This window comes from Chloroflexota bacterium (assembly GCA_016887485.1).
Taxonomy (GTDB): Bacteria; Chloroflexota; Anaerolineae; order Anaerolineales; family Anaerolineaceae; genus Brevifilum.
The window spans coordinates 1,938,968-1,954,442 of record CP069394.1 but is presented as its reverse complement, the minus strand read 5'-3'; the positions used below and the strand labels follow the sequence as shown (position 1 = coordinate 1,954,442).

18 protein-coding genes are annotated in these 15,475 nt (G+C 53.3%); all 18 read left to right on the top strand.

Translation table 11 applies throughout. The features are described 5' to 3' along the window. Window positions 1-143 precede the first annotated feature (143 nt). The 18 genes from JR338_08950 to JR338_08865 all read left to right on the top strand — a co-directional run bounded on the left by JR338_08950 (window position 144) and on the right by JR338_08865 (window position 15,434). Window positions 144-779 (top strand): TrmH family RNA methyltransferase, encoded by a 636-nt coding sequence (locus tag JR338_08950; protein QRN82546.1) that lies wholly within the window; start codon window positions 144-146, stop codon window positions 777-779. Between the two features lie 46 nt (window positions 780-825). Beyond that, the gene (locus JR338_08945) at window positions 826-1,770 is read left to right on the top strand and encodes an ABC transporter ATP-binding protein (GenBank protein ID QRN84403.1); all 945 of its coding nucleotides are present in this window, start codon (window positions 826-828) and stop codon (window positions 1,768-1,770) included. Next, window positions 1,767-2,567 (top strand): ABC transporter permease subunit, encoded by an 801-nt coding sequence (locus JR338_08940; protein ID QRN82545.1) that lies wholly within the window; start codon window positions 1,767-1,769, stop codon window positions 2,565-2,567. The genes JR338_08945 and JR338_08940 overlap by 4 nt, the downstream gene beginning before the upstream one ends. 13 nt (window positions 2,568-2,580) lie before the next feature. After that, window positions 2,581-3,360, top strand: a complete 780-nt coding sequence (locus JR338_08935) for a hypothetical protein (GenBank protein QRN82544.1) — start codon at window positions 2,581-2,583, stop codon at window positions 3,358-3,360. Window positions 3,361-3,482: 122 nt separating this feature from the next. Then, the gene (gene pdxS, locus JR338_08930) at window positions 3,483-4,370 is read left to right on the top strand and encodes a pyridoxal 5'-phosphate synthase lyase subunit PdxS (GenBank protein ID QRN82543.1); all 888 of its coding nucleotides are present in this window, start codon (window positions 3,483-3,485) and stop codon (window positions 4,368-4,370) included. Between the two features lie 11 nt (window positions 4,371-4,381). Then, window positions 4,382-4,954 (top strand): pyridoxal 5'-phosphate synthase glutaminase subunit PdxT, encoded by a 573-nt coding sequence (gene pdxT, locus JR338_08925; GenBank protein QRN82542.1) that lies wholly within the window; start codon window positions 4,382-4,384, stop codon window positions 4,952-4,954. Window positions 4,955-5,100: 146 nt separating this feature from the next. After that, window positions 5,101-5,895 (top strand): hypothetical protein, encoded by a 795-nt coding sequence (locus JR338_08920; protein ID QRN82541.1) that lies wholly within the window; start codon window positions 5,101-5,103, stop codon window positions 5,893-5,895. A 127-nt stretch (window positions 5,896-6,022) separates the two neighbouring features. Next, window positions 6,023-7,654 (top strand): AAA family ATPase, encoded by a 1,632-nt coding sequence (locus JR338_08915; protein ID QRN82540.1) that lies wholly within the window; start codon window positions 6,023-6,025, stop codon window positions 7,652-7,654. Window positions 7,655-7,656: 2 nt separating this feature from the next. Beyond that, window positions 7,657-8,271, top strand: coding sequence for a dTMP kinase (locus JR338_08910; protein QRN82539.1), 615 nt, complete (start codon window positions 7,657-7,659; stop codon window positions 8,269-8,271). Window positions 8,272-8,960: 689 nt separating this feature from the next. After that, window positions 8,961-9,617, top strand: a complete 657-nt coding sequence (locus JR338_08905) for a peptidylprolyl isomerase (protein ID QRN84402.1) — start codon at window positions 8,961-8,963, stop codon at window positions 9,615-9,617. A gap of 26 nt (window positions 9,618-9,643) precedes the next feature. After that, a complete protein-coding gene (locus tag JR338_08900; protein QRN82538.1) occupies window positions 9,644-10,918 on the top strand; it encodes a PrsW family intramembrane metalloprotease in 1,275 nt (424 codons plus the stop codon). A 24-nt stretch (window positions 10,919-10,942) separates the two neighbouring features. After that, window positions 10,943-11,635, top strand: a complete 693-nt coding sequence (locus tag JR338_08895) for a 1-acyl-sn-glycerol-3-phosphate acyltransferase (GenBank protein QRN82537.1) — start codon at window positions 10,943-10,945, stop codon at window positions 11,633-11,635. 51 nt (window positions 11,636-11,686) lie between these two features. After that, entirely contained in the window at window positions 11,687-11,899 is a 213-nt protein-coding gene (locus tag JR338_08890; GenBank protein QRN82536.1) for a DUF951 domain-containing protein, read from the top strand. Beyond that, window positions 11,880-13,016, top strand: a complete 1,137-nt coding sequence (locus JR338_08885) for a glycosyltransferase (protein ID QRN82535.1) — start codon at window positions 11,880-11,882, stop codon at window positions 13,014-13,016. Before JR338_08890 ends, JR338_08885 begins: the two co-directional genes overlap by 20 nt. Window positions 13,017-13,042: 26 nt before the next feature. Beyond that, a complete protein-coding gene (tsaE, locus tag JR338_08880; GenBank protein QRN82534.1) occupies window positions 13,043-13,540 on the top strand; it encodes a tRNA (adenosine(37)-N6)-threonylcarbamoyltransferase complex ATPase subunit type 1 TsaE in 498 nt (165 codons plus the stop codon). Continuing rightward, on the top strand, window positions 13,540-14,208 hold the full coding sequence (tsaB, locus tag JR338_08875) for a tRNA (adenosine(37)-N6)-threonylcarbamoyltransferase complex dimerization subunit type 1 TsaB (GenBank protein QRN82533.1): 669 nt from the start codon (window positions 13,540-13,542) through the stop codon (window positions 14,206-14,208). Before tsaE ends, tsaB begins: the two co-directional genes overlap by 1 nt. A gap of 8 nt (window positions 14,209-14,216) precedes the next feature. After that, complete coding sequence (gene rimI, locus JR338_08870; GenBank protein QRN82532.1) at window positions 14,217-14,741, top strand: ribosomal protein S18-alanine N-acetyltransferase; 525 nt, start codon at window positions 14,217-14,219, stop codon at window positions 14,739-14,741. A 33-nt stretch (window positions 14,742-14,774) separates the two neighbouring features. Next, window positions 14,775-15,434: a uracil-DNA glycosylase gene (locus tag JR338_08865; GenBank protein QRN82531.1), complete on the top strand. Its 660-nt coding sequence runs from the start codon at window positions 14,775-14,777 to the stop codon at window positions 15,432-15,434. Window positions 15,435-15,475: the final 41 nt, after the last annotated feature.

Here is a 15,475-nt window from a genome sequence, read left to right as displayed (position 1 = left end):
CCCTCACCCAGGCGTTTGGCGCTTAAATAGGCAAATTTTCCCGTCTTAAGTGTGGGTTTTTGATGAATAGCTCAGCTTAAATGGCAAATTTCCGATAAAATGGAGGGGTTGATTTTTTGCATATTCGCGTTTGGGAGCGAAGCTTGACCACGTTTGAAATTCGCCAATGTACCGATGCCGCCTGCAGGCTGCGCATTCCCCTGGACCCTTCCAAGTTTAGCGGGGCTTATTGCCCGCGCTGCGGTGCGCCGATGACGGTGGTGGTCGATGGCTATCAAAATCCAACGTGTAGCGCAGTGGATCTTTTACCGCGGATACAGCTCTCTGTGCTGTTGGATAATATCCGCAGCGCGCATAATGTCGGCGCGATCTTCCGTACCGGTGACGGCGTTGGGCTGCAGCATCTTTATCTCTGCGGCTTTACACCCACCCCTGCGGATAACCCGGCAGTGGCCAAAACGGCTCTCGGCGCGGAGGAGCGTCTCAAGTGGTCGCATCACCGCAATGCCCTGGACCTGGTGGATCAATTACAGGATGAGGCTTTCAAGCTGGTAGCGCTGGAATGTACTGCAAAGGCCACACCTATCTATCGGTTCAAAGAGGAACCGCCGGATAAAAAGGCTTGGTTGCTGGTGGTTGGTAACGAGCGGGCTGGGGTGGACCCAGGCCTGCTGGAGCGCTGTGACTTGGTGCTCAACCTACCAATGACCGGAGAGAAAAATTCATTGAATGTGGCGGCTGCTTTCGCAGCAGCGGCTTACTGGTTATCTTATGCCTGACCCCAATATCTAAAGGAGGTGGGATTTGATCTTGAAAAATGAGCCAATGATTGAAATAAATGGATTAACGAAAACTTTTAAAATTAAAAAGAGCGCGGATATTACCGCCGTTCAGGACCTGACCCTCTCGATTCCTAAGGGCGAAGTCTTTGGTTTCCTGGGCCCCAATGGGGCAGGGAAGACCACAACCATCCGGATGCTCACCAGCCTGATCGCCCCGACAGCGGGAACGGCGAGAATCAACGCATTTCAGGTGGGTGTGGATGATACGGAAGTCCGCCGGTCTGTGGGTATCCTGACGGAAAGCCCTGGGCTTTATGAGCGGCTGAGCGCTTATCGCAACCTGGCGATTTATGCCAACCTCTATGATGTCGAGGATGTGGATAAGCAGATCTCAAAATACCTGCATATGCTGGGGCTCTGGTCTCGGCGGGATGAACCTGCCGGGAGTTTCTCCAAGGGCATGCGCCAAAAACTGGCTATCGCCAGGGCCTTATTGCATGAACCAAAGGTGCTGTTCCTCGATGAGCCGACCAGCGGTTTGGACCCTGAGGCCTCCCGATTGGTGCGGGGCTTTATTGAAGGTCTGCGCGGTGAAGGTCGAACGATCTTCCTTTGCACCCATAACCTGACCGAAGCTGATCGGCTCTGTGACCGGATCGGGATTTTCAAATCCCATCTGATTGAAGTGGACACGCCCGAAAACCTGCGTGAAAAGTTCTATGGCCGTCGGGTGGTCTTCCATCTGCGGCAGTTGAACCCAGCCTGGGTGGACCAGGTCAGTGGGATGGCCGGGGTGAAGGATGCCCAAGCAGTGGATCAGAAACTGGTGGTGGGGATGGAAGCCCCCGAAGAACTGAACCCCCAAATCATCCGCTTGCTGGTGGAAGCCGGCGCGGATATTGAGTTTGTTGGCGAGCTGCGTCATTCGCTCGAAGATATTTATATTCAAACCATGCAGGAATCTGAAGAACAGGAGGTGGCTGCATGAAACACATTAAAACGATCATCCGAAAAGAATGGTCTGAAGTCTTCAAGAACCGTCTCGTGCTGTTCACTTTGATCTTCATGCCCCTGATCTTCACTTTGTTGCCCCTGGTGATGCTCTACTTCACTGGTGGGGATGTGATGGGTGATATGGGCTCGCTGGAAACGGCGGATGTCCCGGCTGAGTTCCTCTCGGTCTGTTCACCGGACATGACCGGCGGGGAATGTATGCAAATCTACGTGATGAATGAATTCCTGCTGATGTTCATGATGATGCCGGTGATCATTCCCGTTACGATTGCGGCTTATTCCATCGTGGGTGAAAAAGCCACCCACAGTCTGGAACCGCTTCTGGCGACACCGATCACCACGATCGAACTGCTGGCTGGCAAGAGCCTGGCAGCGGGCTTACCGGCGATCCTGATCGGTTGGGCCTCCTTTGGCCTGTTCCTGATTGGGTTGCCGATCCTGGGCGTGAGTAAAGCGGTGATTAGCTATATCACCGGACCCACCTGGCTGCTGGCGGTGTTAGTGGCCGGGCCGCTGATGGCGATAGCCTCGGTTAATTTTGCCATTTTCGTCTCCTCACGGGTAAATGACCCGCGGGTGGCGGAACAGATCTCCGGGGTGATGATTGTCCCAATTCTGGCTCTGATCTTTGCCCAATTGGCCGGGTTGATCGTGATTAATGTGATGACCATGCTCAGTTTTATCGGTGGTATGGCCTTGTTGGATGTCGGTTTGATCTATCTGGGTGCTTCGATCTTCCAGCGTGAGAAGATCCTGACCCGCTGGAAATAATTAGGAAAGTACAATGAAAACTACTTACAAGATCTTATTCGCAATGATGCTGGTGTTTACCTTGTTGGGAGCGGCAGTTAGTCCCGCCCTGGCGCAGACTGCAGATTACAGCGTTCATTTGGCCCGTAACTTTGGTTATGGCGGTGGAGCTAATATCCGGGGGACTTTTACGATCAGTCTCTCTGGTGATGAGACTCAGGTGGAGAAAGTCAGTTTCCTGATCGATGGCAGCTCAATTGCTGTGATTGACACACCACCTTTCAAGTTCCAGTTCCAAACGGATGATTATGGCACTGGCACGCACCTGCTGACGGCAGAATATACGCTAACTGATGGCACTACAGCGCTGACCTCGTCTCTGCAATACAATTTCGTCAGCAAAGATGAAGAAAGAAAGCAGGTGACAACAATTTTTGTTGGTATTGGCGGAGTGGCCGTTGTAGCTCTCCTGGCTGTGGCTTTGGTGCAGGGTGCAATGCTCAAGGACAAACGTAAGCGCTATGAACCCGGTGAGCCGCGTAACTACGGCATGCTGGGCGGAACGGTCTGCCCCAAGTGTGGAAGACCTTTCCCGCGTCATCTTTGGGGGCTTAAGCTGGTGGTGGGTAGGCTGGACCGCTGCGATAATTGCGGTAAATGGTCTATGACCCACCGGGCTTCTGCCGCAGAATTGGCCGCCGCTGAAGCAGCAGAACGTGGTGAGGTTTTGGCCGATCAGCAGGCCTCGACCGTGACAGAAAAACCCGACCAAAAGAACATACTGGACGATTCCCGTTACACAAACGATCTCTAAACAATCGCAACATATCAATTGAAAATTAATGCCACTTTTCAGTACTGGAAGGTGGCTTTTTTTATTGTCCGACAACCTTCTGCGTGGTAGAATCCGAGTGTAACCAACACGTGGAGGTGTTAATGGAACAACAGGTCGCAACATTTAACGTCAAAAAAGGGCTTGCCCAAATGTTAAAAGGTGGCGTGATCATGGATGTGGTCACCCCCGATCATGCAAAAATCGCTGAAGATGCCGGTGCGGTGGCCGTGATGGCTCTCGAGCGCGTCCCAGCCGATATTCGTGCAGATGGTGGCGTGGCCCGGATGAGCGACCCTGAATTGATCATGAAGATCATGGAATCGGTTTCGATCCCAGTAATGGCAAAGTGCCGGATTGGGCATTTCGTTGAAGCTCAGATCCTCGAATCAATCGGTGTGGATTACATCGATGAATCAGAGGTTCTCACCCCGGCTGACGAATCCAACCATATCTTCAAACACGATTTCAAGGTACCTTTTGTTTGCGGCTGCCGTAACCTGGGCGAAGCGCTTCGCCGGGTTGGTGAAGGCGCTGCGATGATCCGCACCAAGGGCGAAGCCGGTACAGGTGATGTGGTCGAGGCCGTTCGCCATGCCCGCACCGTTCTCGGTGAGATCCGCCGATTGCAGAATTTACCCGAAGAAGAATTGATGACTTTCGCCAAGGAAATTGGTGCGCCCTATGCGCTGGTGAAGGAAACCCGTGAACTGGGCCGGATGCCCGTGGTCAACTTCGCCGCGGGTGGCATTGCCACACCTGCTGACGCCGCATTGATGATGCAGCTTGGTGTGGATGGTGTTTTTGTCGGTTCCGGCATTTTTAAGTCCGGTGATCCCGCCAAACGAGCCAATGCTATTGTCAAAGCCACCACCCATTTCGACGATCCCGCCATCCTGGCCGAGGTCAGCCGTGACCTGGGTGAACCGATGGTCGGGCGACAGATTTCGAGCATTCCGGAAGGTGAACTGATCGCTCAGCGCGGTTGGTAAGCAAGTCCGGTATGGAAATTGGCATCCTCGCCTTACAGGGCGATTTCATTGAACATTTCAAAGTCCTTCAGGAATTGGGCGTGGCCGCTCGGCTGGTGAAGCTGCCCGCCCACCTGGATGGCCTGAATGGGTTAATTATCCCCGGAGGCGAATCAACTACCATTGGGAAATTGGCTGTGGCCTATGACCTGATGGAACCCCTCCGGGAATTCGGCCGTGAAAAAGCGATTTGGGGCACATGCGCTGGCGCGATCTTCCTTTCCAAGGATGCTAAGCGAGATCAGCCGCTTTTGAACCTGATGGATATTGAGGTTGAACGGAACGCCTTTGGCCGTCAGGTGGACAGCTTCGAAGTTGATCTGCCTGCCCCTTTCCTCAAGGAGGGCGAAGAGGTCCCCTATCACGCCGTTTTTATCCGGGCGCCGATCATCAGCAAGGTGTTTGGCCGGGCGAAGGTCCTGTTGGACCTTCCTGACGGGCGGATTGTGGCTGCCCAGCAAGGAACATTGCTGGCAACCTCTTTCCATCCCGAGTTGACCCCCGATACTCGTTTTCACCAATACTTTTTGGAGTTAGCAGCATAGCCATCCGTCCGATCTACTGGCATGATTGGCCCTACATCCTCCGTCACCGTAACCAGGCCCAGAGTCTGGATAATATCCAGACCCTGACCCGCGGCTTTCCCCTTTCATGGTACAGCGTTATCTCTTCATTCAGCCCGGCCGAAAGCGTGTTTACCGGCGCGTTTGTTGATATTGATGGCAATCGGGGGCCGGTGGGGCAGGTTCGTCAATCCTCTCAACTCCCGAACGCCCAGATCCAGTTTGTTCTTGCCAATGATGCCCCAGTGGGTGATCTGACTGTCCTGCTGGAAGGCCTGTGCAAGGCGGCTGGGGCCTGGGGGGCTAAACAGGTGATCGCTGAACTGGCGCCGGAATCGGAAATTTACCCTGCCATCCGTCAGGCTGGTTTCAGGGTCTTTGGCAAGCAGCGACTTTACCGGTTTCAGGATGGCGTTAAGGGAGAGAGCACCGCAGGAGGCCATTGGCGGATCTGGAACAGCAGCGATATCCCGGCCATGCGGGTGCTTTATCAGGCCCTGGTCCCGCCCTTGATCCAGCCTGTTGAACCCCTGACCCGGCTTGAAAAGTTGGGGCTGGTATTCTATGATGAGCAGGGTGAACTGCAGGCTTTTGCGGATTTGGTCTATGGCCCCATGGGGATTTGGGTGCTTCCATTCATTCACCCGCAATCTACAGTGGAATTTTCCGCTTTGCTGGCCCAAATGGTCCTGGATTTATCGGACAGGAGCAAGCGTCCGGTTTATGTTGCCGCCCGATCTTACCAACCCTGGGTGGAAACCGCTCTTGACGCCCTGATGGCGGAACGGGGGTCCGAAGAAGCCTTATTGGTCAAATATCTGGCCTACCGGCAGCCGGTCAGTGCGGAATTGGCCTTTGGTGCTCTCGAAAAGGGTGGTGCGAACCCTCATTTACCCGTTGCACCGATCAGGAATGACCAATAGCGACTCAGTGGTAGAATCCCCGACTAATAATAAGTGAAAATATTAATAAAAATCGGATAAAATAATTAATTGCGTTTACTTAGTTCAAATTGGTAGATAGCTCTAAGGTAAGAAATTGAACAAATATATGCTAGAACATCAAAAAATTACAGATGACCTGGATTTACTGCTGGATGTACTGCCGCAGCACATCTCTGGTCGAGTGCGGGAATTGGATGACAGCGAAAATCTCCTAGAAATTGTGATGGACCTGGGGCGGCTGCCGAAAGCTCGTTTTGTGGAGCGTGAAGCGGCCCTCAGCGATAAAGAAATCACCTATGAGGATATCAAAGCTATCACAGCAGCCATCAGCGAATTCGACGCCGATAACCGGGCGGGGATTGAACGTACCCTGCACCGGATTTCGGCTATCCGCAACCGCCATAACGATGTGGTTGGGCTCACCTGCCGGATCGGGCGCGCGGTTTATGGTACTTCGGATATCATCCAGGACCTGATCGAATCGGGTGCCAGTATTTTGATTCTCGGACGGCCTGGCGTGGGCAAGACCACCATCCTAAGAGAAGCGGCTCGGATCCTGGGGGATTCAGCGCGTGTGATCATCGTTGACACCAGCAATGAAATCGGCGGTGATGGCGATGTGCCCCATCCGGCGATTGGCGCTGCCCGGCGAATGCAGGTGGCCAAACCCTCCCTGCAACATGAGGTGATGATCGAAGCGGTGGAGAATCACAACCCCGAAGTGATCGTGATTGACGAGATCGGGCGTGAATTAGAAGCCCAGGCAGCCCGGACGATTGCCGAACGCGGCGTCCAGCTGATTGGCACCGCCCACGGGAATACGCTGGAGAACCTGCTGCTCAACCCGACCTTATCCGACCTGGTCGGTGGGATTGAATCGGTCACCCTTTCGGATGACGAGGCCCGCCGCCGCGGCACCCAGAAGACTGTTCTGGAACGCCGTGCCCCAGCCACCTTTGACGTGCTGGTCGAAATCCAGGACCGCAATCGGATTGCCGTGCAAAAAGATGTCTCGGCCGCGGTGGATGCCCTTCTGCGGGGATACCCCCTGCCGCCGGAAATCCGTTTCCGCGACGAGGATAATAAAATTCACATTCAACACCCTTCAGCGACGCCTCCCGGAACCGCCTCACAGGCTATAAATCGCAATGGCAAAGGTGATACAGCGCCTTTCTCCCGTTCAGGCAACGGCAAACGTCAGGCTCGGAATGAGGTTGAATATGAAGGGGTCATTCAGACAGCCTCTGCAACTGAGATGACGAAACCGGCCTTGAAGCAGGTGGCGATCTTCCCCTATGGCGTGGCCCGCAACCGTCTGCTGGATGCGGCCAAGCAGTTCAACGTTCCGGCCCGCATTGTACGCAGCCTGAAGGAAGCGGATGCATTGCTGACCTTGCGCCGGTATTACCGGGAGCGCGAGCAGCCCGTGGTGGAAGCTGAACAGCAGGGATTGCCGATCTTTGTGTTACGATCCAACACCAGCGCACAGATGGAACAGTTCCTGGTGGATTTGTTCAACCTGTCCACCACACCCGGCGCTTCCCCGCGGGAGACCGCCATTGTAGACCAGACCCAGGCCGCGATCGAAGCTGTGCTCAATGGAGAGCGCTGGGTGGACCTACAACCGGCTTCAGCGACCATTCGTCGTTTGCAGCATGACATGGCCCGGGAAGCTGAATTGGTTTCCCACTCCTATGGGAAAGAGCCCAATCGACACGTTAGGATATTTAGGGATTAATTATGTTTATCACCCTGGAAGGACCTGAAGGCAGCGGGAAGACATCTCAAATTCCAGCCTTGCGTGAGTTTATTTGCGCCAGGGGGTATGATGTATTGGTGACCCGAGAGCCTGGCGGCACGGATGTGGGCGACCAAATCCGTGAGGTCCTCATGAACCTTAAGAATGTTTCCATCGTGCCCCGAACGGAAATTCTGCTCTTCCAGGCAGCCCGCGCCCAGCATGTTGAAGAAGTGATCCGCCCCGCGCTTGATGCCGGAAAGGTAGTGATTTGTGACCGATTCGGCGATTCCACCCTGGCTTATCAGGGCTATGGGCATGAGACCAATTTGGAAGAACTGAGCTATTTGGTCAATTATGCGACCGGTGGCTTGAAGCCGGATTTGACCCTGCTTCTGGATATTCCCGTGAAAGATGGCATGCAGCGAAAGGTTGATAACGATTCGGAATGGAACCGGCTGGACGCATATGCCGAGGCTTTCCACTGTCGGGTCCGCCAGGGTTATCTGTCAATGGTAGCGGCGGAACCGGATCGCTGGGTGATCATTGATGCCGCTCAGAGTAAAGAACTGGTGCAAGAATCCATACAGCAAGCTGTATTGGATCGCTTGCCATAAACCATTAACGCTTCCACCGGAAAAAAGAAATCCCGTTGGAAAAGAAAAATAAATAAACGATCAGGAAGGTGTTTATGCCTAAGAAAATATTGTTTGCATTGATGCTGGGTGTTTTACTGGTATCTGCCTGTACACCACAGGCCACACCCACCGCCGACCTCACAACTGAGGTCGCCACAGAAGCTACCTCCGCTCCTACGATGGATATTACGGACTATACCGGGCAGATGTCCTGCACGACGGTCTATGATTATTCTCTTTCGGAAGAGTCGGCTGTTTATCAGTCTGTCGTTGACCAGCTTCCTGCGGTGACTGAAGAGGATTGGATTCGCGGTAATCCGGATGCCCCTATCACAATCGTGGAATATGCGGATTTCCAATGCTCTGCCTGCGCCAATTACTCCTACTACCTCCGGGCTCTGCTGGATGCCTTCCCGAACTCCATTCGGGTCGTCTATCGCGATATGCCATTGCCATCCATTCACGATAAGGCCTATTTGACCTCAATGGTCGGCAAGGCTGCCGGTAACCAGGGTAAGTTCTGGGAAATGTATGACCTGCTCTTTGAAAGCCAGGCCGTTTGGTTCTATTTCACCGATGAAGAGTTTGTAGATTGGGCCAATCAACAGGCCGAGGCTTTGGGCCTGGATCTGGATCAATTTAACACCGATATTAACGATGAAGCAGCTTTGGCAGCTTTGGAAGAACGTACCAATGAACTGCTGACCCTTGGTCTGCATTACACACCCTTTGTGATTATCAACGACCACATTTCTCGGGATGGCTATCCTGACCTGTTTGCACTGGTTGGGATTTATGAATATGGTGGATTTGCGGAATGCCCTGACTGGGTGATTGACCCAAGCAAGTCCTATACCGCGATTATTGACACCTCCGTTGGCGAGATCAAAATTGACCTCTTTGCTGATGTTGCCCCGCTGGCCGTCAACAGTTTTGTCTATTTGGCCGAAAACGGCTGGTACTTTGGTGATAATGAGGTTTATTTCCATCGAGTTCTTGAGGGCTTTGTAGCTCAGGCCGGTGATCCTTCGGGTTTTGGTGTGATCAGCCCCGGTTATAAGTTCGCCAATGAAATCGACAGCAGCCTCTCCTTTGATAAGGCCGGTATGGTCGGTATGGCGAATGCCGGTGCGGATCAGAATGGCAGCCAGTTCTTCATCACCCTTGGCCCGACAACCGACCTGGATGGCAGCTATACGATCTTTGGTCAGGTGCAGGAAGAAAGCCTGCCTATTTTGGACCTGATCGCTCTGCGTGACCCAGACACTGCCGTTGATTTTGAAGGCGCAACAGTGATCAATTCGATTGAGATTATCGAAAACTAAGAATTTTGGAAACTGACCAGATAATCATGAACCATTCGCCTGAAAAACGCTGGCAAACCATCCTCGTGCTGGTTCTCAGCGCACTGGGTATACTTTTCTTCCTGCTTCAGGCTCTTGGTATCGGTATTTTCTGGTTAATATCTCTTTTTGACACCCAGACCGGTACGCTTGGGAATGTTTCCAACAGCTTGCTGGTCTGGGCGTCGATCCTTTCCGCCCTGTTATTAGTCCCCTCACTCTGGCTCAGCATCAATCAACTCCGCGGCAAGCCCGCGCCAGCCTGGCTGGATGGGCATAAGCCCTGGATCAAATGGCTGATTTTGGCCTCGATTTTGATTTGGCCGGTTGTCATAGTATCGGGATGGTTCATCTCGGGTAAACCGGGACTGGCGGTCTTTATTCTCGGTCCGGTGAATATCCTGGTGGCCGTGATTCCTGTGGTTTGGGCCTATTTCCTGGCGCAGCGTAAACTGGCGGCCGGATCTCTGGCTCGAAAATGGCGAATCTTTGGATTCAGCTTGACGATTACACCGATTCTGATCATCATCACCGAAGCAATAGTCTTGATTTTGGCAGGATTGTTATTGCTCCTTTTGATAACAGTTTTAGGATCGATTTTCCCCGAATTTGGACAGACCATCAGCGATCTTGCGGATCAGTTAGCTGATATGCAATCTACAGGCGTTTTGCAGGATGAACTAAACGCCATCCTTTCACAACCTTTGGTGGTTTTTGGCGTTTTAGCTGTCATCAGCGGTATTGTTCCTCTGATTGAGGAGATTCTCAAGCCGATTGCGCTTTGGAGCCTGGTTGGCAGGGACCTGACCGATCAGGAAGGTTTTGTCGCTGGCCTGCTCAGCGGGGCAGGTTTTGCTCTGATGGAAAACCTGCTCTATTTCACGAACGTCATCACGTCAGAAGATTGGTTGACCATGGCGATCGGACGGGCAGGCACCGGGGTGCTGCATATGTTTGGTGCCGGACTGGTGGGTTGGGGCCTGGCACGGGCCTGGCGTAAGGGGAAGTGGCCTTTCCTGGCACTGATGCTGGTGTTGGCTGTGTTCACTCACGGCCTGTGGAACGCCCTGGCTTTGTTTGCCGGTCTGGGTTCGGAATTAATCGTTATTGCTGATATAAGCTTTAAGCAGCAACTTCTTTATTATTTGCCTTTATTATTCTTGTTACTCGTCCAGATATTGGTCCTTTTCCTGATCAACCGGCGCTTTCAGGAGGTGCAAGTTGTGACCAAAAATGTCCTTATGGATCAAGTTGAATCGGAAGCGCCTAACTCCACAAATTAACAGAAATTACTGGAAGATCCCTGAATGGAAACCTCATCTATGCGTAAGCCTCCTTTGCTGCCGGTGCTCCGGTCTTTGGTCAAGATAGTGACCAAACTCAATATAATTAACCAGGATAATTTGCCTACAGAAGGCAGTATTATTCTGACGACAAATCACCTCAGCATGACGGACACGCCTTTGCTGCTCACGACCACTGAGCGGACGGATGTGGTGGCAATTGTTGCCAAGAAATACTTTAAAAAGCCTGTGATCAAATGGGTTTTAGATAAGATTGGTAATATTGTCTGGATGGATCGGGAAAACACGGATTTTTCCGCCGTTCGGCAGGCCTTAGTTTATCTCAATCAGGGCGCAATCCTGGGGATTGCACCGGAAGGAACCCGCAGCAAGGAAACATTCGGTTTGTTAGAAGGTAAGCCTGGTGCTGCCCTGCTGGCTGCCCGCGCCAATGTGCCGATTGTACCGGTGGGGATTGTGGGGTCCGAATTTGTCAAATCCAGTATATTAAAACTCAAACGAGCGCCGGTTTCCATCAATATTGGGCAACCCTATAATCTGCCGGAATTTGACCGGGAAAACCGTCAGAAGTGGCTCACCCAATGCACGGATGAGATCATGTGCCGGATTGCAGCGCTTCTGCCGCCAGCCTATCGCGGCTTCTATTCCGATCATCCCCGCCTAAAAGAGCTACTGGCGGAGCAGTCAGCCGCCTGAGATAAGCGTTCCAGGGCAGGCTTTTTTCCTCCCAATGGTATAATCCAAAACGTGTTACAGGACCTTGAACTCGGTGATGTTGTGCGCCTGCGCAAAGCTCACCCCTGCGGTGGTTATGAATGGCAGGTGGTGCGACTGGGCGCGGATATTGGTCTGGAATGCCTGACCTGTGGCCATAGGATTATGCTGGACCGTCGCGCACTTAATAACCGAATGAAAACAATAGTCCGCAAAGGCAGTGCAAATGACTCGGAAAACGGCTGATAAACCGCATATCCTTTTCCTTTTTTCTGATACGGGTGGGGGCCATCGTAGTGCCTCCAGAGCGATCATAGAGGCATTGGAGATCTATCACCCTGGTAAGGTGACCACAGAGATGTTGGATTTCTTTGTGGAATATGCGCCGCCGCCCTTTGACCTGGCCGTGACCACCTATGCGCCTATGGCGCAGGTGCCGGACCTCTGGGAATTGGGCTATAAGCTCAGCAATGGCAAGTGGCGAAGCAAGCTGGTGCAGGATATCCTCTGGCCTTATATCAGAAAATCAACGGAGCGTTTGGTGCAGGAACATCCTTGTGACCTATTCCTCTCCGTACACCCCATCATCAATACCCCCATTTTACGAGCGCTGGGCGATGACCATCCCCCATATATGACGGTTATCACCGACATGGTCAGCACGCATGTCTTTTGGTATAACAACAAAGCCACGCTGATCATGACGCCGACAGAAGTGGCAAAGCTGCGCGGGATTAGTATTGGGATTGACCCCGATCGGATGGAAATTGTCGGTCAGCCTATTGCGGATAAATTCCGGCGGCCCACCGGCTCCAAGACGGAGCTGCGCGAGAAGCTGGGTTGGCCCCAGGATAAGACCGTCGTATTGATTGTGGGCGGCGGTGATGGCATGGGCCCGGTGGAAGAGACGGTCCGAGCTGTGGATGAGGCAGGGATGGACCTTGTGCTGGCTGTGATCGCTGGGCGCAATGAAGCCTTGAAGAACAGCCTTGAAAATGCCGACCTCGAGACCCAAACCTTTATCTACGGTTTTGTGGATAATATGCCAGACCTGATGAACGCAGCGGACATACTGTTGTCCAAGGCAGGCCCCGGCACGATCTCAGAAGCTTTTATTGCCGGGCTGCCGATCATCCTCTATTCCAAGATGCCTGGGCAGGAAAACGGCAATGTGGATTATGTGCTCAATGAGAATGCAGGGGTTTGGGCGCCCACCGCAGAGAAAGTCCTCGAGACTTTGCGCCATTGGACCGAGAATCCGGATATTTTGAAGGAAATGGCAGCCACCTCAAAGCGGCTGGCGATGCCTGATGCCTCCTATGATATCGCTCAGAGAATTATTGATGCTGTCTATCCAGACTGAATCTGATATTATTGTAGAAGACTGTTATGCCGATATTAGACGACCGTAACTTTGAATTTTTCAGCCACAGCCCGGATCAGACACGCCGGCTGGGCATTCACCTGGGCGGTTACCTGCGCCCCGGCGATGTGGTCGCGCTGGAAGGTAATTTGGGCTCTGGTAAGACCACCCTGGTGCAAGGTGTTGCTCAGGGTTGGGGTGTTTTGGACCCGGTTTCCAGCCCCACCTATGTCATAGTGAACGAATATCGGCGGGCGGATGAGCAGCGACTCTATCATATGGATGCCTATCGGCTGAGCGGCACCTTTGATGCCGAGATTTTGGATTTTGACCGCATGCTGGCCCGTGGGCCGGTGGTGGTTGAATGGGCTGAGCGTATTCGCGAGGTTCTTCCCAAGGATCTGCTCTGGATTCGGCTGGATTACACCGGCATGGGGCACCGCGCAATGATGCTGAACCCCCAAGGTAAACATTTTGAGACCGTGGTCGAAAATGTGCGCCGCAAGTTATATGGAGCTTTCTAGTGTTACTGGCAATTGATACGTCAACATCCTGGATCAGTCTGGCGTTGTATGACGGGATTTCTGTGCTTTATGAAACCACCTGGCAAAGCCAGCACCACCATACGGTGGAATTAGCCCCGGCCATTGATCAGCTTTTTGAGCGGACGGGCACGCAACCGAGTGACCTGACCGGCATCGCCGTGGCGATTGGTCCCGGCTCGTTTACCAGTCTTCGGATTGGGGTGGCGGCCGCAAAAGGCCTCGCGCTGGCTCTGAAAATCCCGTTGGTGGGCGTTCCCTCTTTGGATATCCTGGCTGCGGCCCAGCCTTTGGATGAGATCCCTTTGATCGCCGTCCTGCATGCCGGCCGCACCCGGTTGGCCTATATCACCTACCTGGTGGAAGGCGGCGCCTGGCAGCCGCAGCATGAACCAGCCGCCATTGATGCCTCTGATCTGGTCAAGACGATCGCCTCGCCGACCTTGATCGCAGGAGAACTCTCCGAAGAAGCTCGAACTGTGCTGGGGCGGCGCTGGAAGAATGCCATGATTGCTCCCCCGGCTCGCTGTTTGCGCCGGGCTGGTTACTTGGCCGAGATTGGCTGGGAGCGGCTGATGAGTGACCGGGCGGATGATCCCTTCACCCTGGCGCCGATCTACCTGAGTACAGTCAACACCATCCCGGCATAGGGTGTGTGATGGTCGGCGCTGCTGGCGGAACGCAGGTTATCCTGCGACCTATGACCCTCTCGGACCTGCCGGAGGTTGAAGCGCTGGATCGAGATTCTTTTCAGACTCCCTGGCCTCTTGATGCATTTCGTTATGAACTAACCAACAACCCTCATTCTATATGTTGGGTTGCTGAACTGACCACCACGGGTCTAGCACCTATTTTGGTGGGCTCGATTGTGGTGTGGCTGGTGGTGGATGAGGCCCATGTAGCCACGTTGGCTGTCAGCGAAGCATTCCGGCGGCATGGCGTTGCCCGGCAGCTGCTGGCGCAGGCTCTGGGCTTGGCTTATGAGAGCGGCGCGCGCCAGGCTTTATTGGAAGTTCGTGAGAGTAACAAAGCTGCGCAGAATCTCTATGCTCAGTTTGGATTTGAATCGGTTGGGCTGCGGAAAGCGTATTATCATGACACCCATGAGGATGCGATCCTGATGACCCTGGCGAAGTTGAACCCCGACCGCATGGCTGAACTCTTGACCAATGAAGAACACTGAAGAATGAGATCTTGAGACTTAAGGAGGTAGACATTGACCACTGAAGAGATCCTCAAGCAAATCGCTCAGCAAACCGCTGAATGTACCCGCTGTGATCTGCAATTTTCCCGTAAGAAGGTTGTCCCTGGGGCCGGAAATCCGAAAGCTGAGATCCTTTTCATCGGCGAGGGACCTGGTTTCCATGAAAATGTTCAGGGCCTGCCATTCGTTGGCGCGGCCGGTCAGTTCTTGGATGAACTGCTGGCGGATGCTGGTTTGAAGCGTGAGGAAGTCTTTATTACCAATGTGGTCAAGTGCCGCCCGCCTGGCAACCGGGATCCTCAAGGGGAGGAACTGGACGCCTGCAAAGCCTATCTGGAACGTCAGATCGCTGTAATTAACCCTGACGTGATCGTGACCCTTGGGCGCTTCTCGATGGGCCATTTCATCAATAACGGTAAAATCTCTGGCCTCCACGGCAAACCTCTCTGGTCGGGTGGCCGGATGATTATCCCGATGTTCCACCCAGCCGCAGCGCTGCATCAACCCTCACTGCGGGAAGTGGTCAAGCAGGACTTTGCCAAGCTGCCTGAGATGATTTCCCGTGCCAAGGAGACCCGCCACAATAATCCGGACCTGGCAGCGCTGAACAATCCCGTTGAGGAGGATAGTGAGGTAGAGGATAGCAGCGCCGAACAACTTAGCCTTTTTTAGCGCTTTTGGAGTAAGATAAGCACCTTAGGTGATTATGATAA